The sequence below is a fragment of the uncultured Negativibacillus sp. genome (assembly GCF_944388365.1).
Classification (GTDB): Bacteria; Bacillota; Clostridia; order Oscillospirales; family Ruminococcaceae; genus Negativibacillus.
Map to the genome: position 1 here is coordinate 1 of NZ_CALXIN010000127.1, position 4565 is coordinate 4565.

General features: G+C 55.7%; 7 protein-coding genes. All 7 read right to left on the reverse strand.

The genetic code is table 11. The annotated features are described in order from the left end of the window. Positions 1–181 (reverse strand): hypothetical protein (locus tag Q0L39_RS10785; protein WP_296629099.1); only part of this gene is annotated, 181 nt, incomplete at its 3' end. Next, the gene (cobM, locus tag Q0L39_RS10790; RefSeq protein ID WP_296629102.1) at positions 178–933 is read right to left on the reverse strand and encodes a precorrin-4 C(11)-methyltransferase; all 756 of its coding nucleotides are present in this window, start codon (positions 931–933) and stop codon (positions 178–180) included. The genes Q0L39_RS10785 and cobM, both read right to left, overlap by 4 nt. 23 nt (positions 934–956) lie before the next feature. After that, entirely contained in the window at positions 957–1646 is a 690-nt protein-coding gene (gene cobI, locus Q0L39_RS10795; protein ID WP_296629103.1) for a precorrin-2 C(20)-methyltransferase, read from the reverse strand. 19 nt (positions 1647–1665) lie between these two features. After that, entirely contained in the window at positions 1666–2871 is a 1206-nt protein-coding gene (cbiD, locus tag Q0L39_RS10800; RefSeq protein ID WP_296629105.1) for a cobalt-precorrin-5B (C(1))-methyltransferase CbiD, read from the reverse strand. Positions 2872–2950: 79 nt separating this feature from the next. Next, entirely contained in the window at positions 2951–3508 is a 558-nt protein-coding gene (locus Q0L39_RS10805; protein WP_296629106.1) for a hypothetical protein, read from the reverse strand. Between the two features lie 37 nt (positions 3509–3545). After that, positions 3546–3704 carry a hypothetical protein gene (locus tag Q0L39_RS10810; protein WP_296629108.1) on the reverse strand — a complete coding sequence of 53 codons (159 nt, stop codon included), beginning with the start codon at positions 3702–3704 and terminating at the stop codon, positions 3546–3548. Positions 3705–3726: 22 nt separating this feature from the next. Then, on the reverse strand, positions 3727–4347 hold the full coding sequence (locus Q0L39_RS10815) for a GDSL-type esterase/lipase family protein (RefSeq protein WP_296629109.1): 621 nt from the start codon (positions 4345–4347) through the stop codon (positions 3727–3729). Positions 4348–4565 lie beyond the last annotated feature (218 nt).

Below are 4565 nucleotides of genomic sequence, written 5' to 3' on the forward strand. Positions count from 1 at the left end.
CCTTGCCAAACCAATGCTGTGTCCAGTCGGACAGACTTCCTTCCCAGCGCGGCAGCGGCGGATCTCCTGCAAACCGCGCACTGACAAAGCCGTGAAATTCCTCGAAGTCTTCCAGTTGACTGCCCAGCTTTGCACCAAGTTCAGCGCCCTGTGCCGTAAAGCTGATGAGTGCGATGTTCATCGGGTCGCCTCACGAAATTCGGTGGTAAAGCTCGGGTCGTACAGTTTGGAGCGCTCGTACTCGCTGCCCAAAAAGTTGCCGACCAGAATCAGCGCCGTTTTGGTGATGTTGTTTTCCTTTGCTGTCTGCGCCAAGGTCGAAACGGTGCAGCGGAATACCTTTTCGTCCGGCCAGCTTGCCTTATAGACGATGGCTGCCGGTGTGTCCGGAGCATAGCCGCCCACCATCAGCCGTTCCTGCAATCCTTCCAGCAGACCGGTGCTCAAAAAGATGACCATGGTCGCCTGATGTGCCGCAAGTTTCGCGATCTCTTCCTTTTCCGGCACCGGAGTGCGTCCTGCCATGCGGGTGATGATGACCGTCTGGGAAACATCCGGCAGGGTGTACTCGGCATTGAGCGCCGCCGCTGCTGCACAGAACGAGCTGACTCCTGGCACATATTCATACGGGATGTGCAGCGCGTCGAGCTGATCCATCTGCTCGCGGATTGCTCCGTACAGACACGGGTCGCCAGTGTGCAGACGCACGATCACCGAACCTTCCTTTTCTGCCTGTTCGATTACTTCCAGCACCTCTTCCAGCGTCATCTTGACGCTGATGAACAGCCAGCAGTCCGCAAGCGCCTCCCTCAAAAGCTGAGGAATCACAAGCGATCCTGCGCCAATCACAACGTCCGCCTCATGCAGCAGTCTTTGTCCGCGCACCGTGATCAGATCCACTGCGCCCGAACCTGCACCTACAAAATATACCATTCCGATTCCTCCCAACCGCTGTTCTAGTCTTTTACGACAATGACCGAGAAATAGCTGGAGTTTTCGTCCACATCCGCCATCGACTGGTAGATTTCCTCGCCCTCCATGCCGCATTTCTGCACCATCTTTGCGCTGTCAAGCAATCCTTTTTCGCTCAAAAGTTCCTTTACCTTCTTCATCGAGCGGCCTGTTTTCATCAGCACCTTTGGTCCGTTCCACTCCAGTCCTTCCTCGACGCCCTGATAGGAGGCAGGAATGACGTGCAGCGGCTGTGCGCCCTCGGCAAGACTGATGTTGAGCTTTGCCGCGACAGCACAGAAGGACGGAACGCCTGGCACCATCTCCACTGCAAAGCCGTGCTGCTGTACACGCTTGTGGACATAGATGTAGGTCGAATAGATGGCTGGATCGCCCAGCGTCAGAAATGCCACCGATTTTCCCGCAGACAGACAGGCTTCGATCTGTTCGGCGGCACGCTGGTGGCTCTCCTCCAGCACCTGTGGATCGCGGGTCATCGGCATCGACACCTCCAGCAGCTGCTTCTGGTCAAAGTTTTTGACCGCCTGACGTGCAATCTGCTTGGCGACGCCTTCGCCGTCGCCCGATTTTGGCACGGCAACATAGTCACATTCCTCGATCAGGCGCACCGCCTTGAGGGTCATCAGTTCGGGGTCTCCTGGACCGACACCGATCCCGTAAAGTTTTGCTGTCATAATATTTCTTCCCTTCGGATTAAATTTCCTGTTGTATCGACGTCCTGTATTCTTCGGTCAGGCACTGCAGCAGCGGCGCACAGCCCGCTGTCTGTCCCAGACAGCCGCAGGCGTTGGAAAAGAGGATGACGCCGGTCTGCAGCGTCTGACCTGCCCGCGCCTGCACATGCTGGTCAATTTTTTGCAGGATGCTTTCCATCACCGGCGCGCGCAGTCCTTCTTTGTCCAGACAGGCGATAGCCTCGTCGGTAGTCACGCTGTCCATGATGGCGCGCAGCGTCGGCAGCGAAGCGCCGCACAGCGCTGCATGGGCGCAAAATACCTCCAGACGTCCGTCCGCATAGCGCGAGTGGGTGTTCATCACACCGGCGGCAAGCTTTGCAAACTTGCCGATGTGTCCGACCAGCAGCGCCGCTTCAAAGCCCTGCTGAACACACATATCCAGCGTATCGCCCACAAAGTTGGAGCATTTGACCGAAAACGGCGAAAGCGGAGAGAGCACTGCAAACTCTCCTTGACTCAAAAAGGTCTGTCCATAGTTGCCTGGGGTAATCAGGACGCTGCGATGGCCTGCCTTGCGCAGGATGCTCAGTTCCAGCCGGATCGAATCGGTCAGCGCCTGTTCGCTCATCGGCTCGACGATACCGCTGGTTCCCAGCACCGAGATACCTCCCTCGATGCCAAGTCGCGGATTGTAGGTCTTTTTGGCAAGCTCCTCACCCTTTGGGATGATGACCGTCGCCTTGAGTCCCACGCCTTCCCACTGCGGATGCAGCTGGCGCACCGCCTCGATCTGCTCGGCGATCATGCGTCGGGGAGTCTTGTTGATGGCTGCCTCTCCCACCGGCATTTCCAGTCCTGGTTTGGTCACACGGCCGACGCCCTGTCCGCCGCAGATGGTCACTCCGATGCCGGAACACTGTTCCAGCCGCACCAACACCTCAATGCCGTGGGTGACGTCGGGATCATCGCCGCTGTCCTTGATGATGCCGGCCTGTGCCCAGCCCTGTCCCTGCTGCACCGAATGTACCTCCAGATATAGCTGCAAGCCCTTCGGCACGGTCAGTGTCACCGACTGCGGCGGCTGTTCTCCAAACAGTATCCGCGCGGCTGCCTGTGCCGCCGCTGCCGCACAGGTTCCGGTGGTGTAGCCGCGCCGCAGCTGCTGCTGTCCCACATAGACGCACGCATCCTTGGCGGCAATCCAGTTTTGCTGTTGTTCCAAGACCGACACCTTCCTTTTTTATCGAAAAATCCTGTCTTATTTTATAAGATCACTTTGAGGATGTCAACCGTACGTTCCCCTAGTTTAACGACGACACGATCGACCGCACCTGATTGCTGTCCTCCACCGACAGGTTCCATTGCTCGCCCTGTGGATCTTCGACGATGATCTCGTTTTCCCGCTGGAAGTTGATCCACAGGTACAGCTCATGGCGGTTGCCTTCGCTGTCGGTGATGACTGCAAGATAGTCGTAGACGCGCTCGTCAAACTTTTCGGTGAACAGCTCGTTTTTGTTCATCAGCAGGTCGTACAGCCGCCGCGAAAGAATCTCGTCGGTGCTCGACCACGACACCGTTTCGTCCGCGCTGGAGGTGACTTCGGCGGACACATATTCGACCGCTTCATCCTCAGTATGCACCTGCGCTTCGTTTGCTTCCTCCCCTGCCGTTACCTCCTCGACCGTTTGCTGTGTATCCTCTGTGCCGGTCTGCTCATCGGGCACCGAAGCGCTGGTCGGTATCTCCTTGGGGTGGTCGGTGGAAGGGTCCCTGCGCCAGGAGGAACATCCTCCCAGCAGCAGCAAAGCCATCAGCACTGCCGCCAGCTTTTTTGTCTGTATCAAAAACGTTCCTTTCATTTTCTTACTTCCTGTCTTTTCGGTTTGCCGCAGTAGGTTACTTTTCCTGGGCGGATGTGCTGGTGGGAATTTCCTTTGGCGCATCCGGTGAAGGCAATCTGCGCCAGGCGCTGCATCCGACAAGAAAAATGGTTCCCAACAAAGTCAGCACTGCAAACACACCCAGCAGTAATGTTCTGAATATCTTCTTTTTCATCTTTTTTCTCCCATATCTGCCGCTACTTCACAAGGTATTCATAGACGGTATCCGCTACCAGCAGATTGCCAAGCTCCGACAGGTGCGAGCCGGAGGTGAACATCTCCACCGGAAATTCGCCGGTGCGATTATAGTCCATCACCCGCTCCATCGGCGTCTTGACATCGACAAAGCCGGCCGAAAACTCCTGACTGAGCCGGTGGATGATCTGGTCGGCTTTGGCAAGAGAAATCATTTTCTGCTCATCGCGGTGCGCCGAGGTGGACAGCAGGATCACTCGAATGTTATCCTCTCTGCACCAGCCAAGCAGACAGCGCAGTCCGTTTTCAAAGCGGGTAGGGTCAAAGTGCTTAGCGTCGTTTTGTCCGATCCACAAAATCATCAGCGAGGGCATCAGCGGCACAACGTCGGTTTTGTACCGTTCCAGCAGATGGAGGATGGTGTCGCCGCCATGTCCGCAGTTGTGGAAGGTAAACTCCAGCTGTGGATGATGTACCAGCAGACGCTTGACCAGAATGTCCACATAGCTTTCCCCGTAATCAAGTGCGTAGCGTCTTGCCGGACAGTCCGATTCTTTCAAGTCGGTCCGCCTGGTCAGGCTGTCTCCGAAAAAAACGATTCTTTCCCCGTGATTGATCTTCACTTAACAGCGCCTCCGTCCCGTCCAATTTTCGCTCCTTCTATTTTAACATATTTTTATCCTCTGGCATAGCTTTTTTTGCATTTCTTCGATGTTTTTCCCCTTTGTTCTGTTTCGTATCTGTCAAAAAGCGTCACTTTCTCTCCTGTTTGCAATGTTTCCTTCCTTATTATAATAGCGCACAGAAAAACGGACCGTCCCCAAAAAGGGCGATCCGTTGC